1 protein-coding gene is annotated in these 207 nt (G+C 49.3%); it reads right to left on the bottom strand.

Features of this window, described 5'->3' with window-relative positions; all coding sequences use genetic code 11:
• Positions 1–207 (bottom strand): dihydroxy-acid dehydratase domain-containing protein (locus CWC11_RS22520; RefSeq protein ID WP_171038539.1); only part of this gene is annotated, 207 nt, incomplete at both ends.

Genomic DNA, 207 nt, shown 5'->3' with positions numbered 1-207 from the left:
TCTGGCCAGCTCGTTGAGAATGGCCATAATGCCGCCAGCACGGTGAACGTCTTCAATGTGATACTGTTGTGTTGCCGGAGCAACCTTACATAAAAATGGTGTGCTGCGAGATAAGCGGTCTATGTCGTTCATATCAAATTCGACAAAGCCTTCTTGCGCTGCCGCCAATAAATGCAGCACGGTATTAGATGAACCGCCCATCGCGAT

Origin of the sequence: Pseudoalteromonas sp. S3178 (assembly GCF_005886985.1) — a bacterium.
Lineage (GTDB): Bacteria > Pseudomonadota > Gammaproteobacteria > Enterobacterales > Alteromonadaceae > Pseudoalteromonas > Pseudoalteromonas carrageenovora.
The sequence above is the reverse complement of the archived record's forward strand: the minus strand, read 5'-3'. Positions and strand labels throughout refer to the sequence as shown.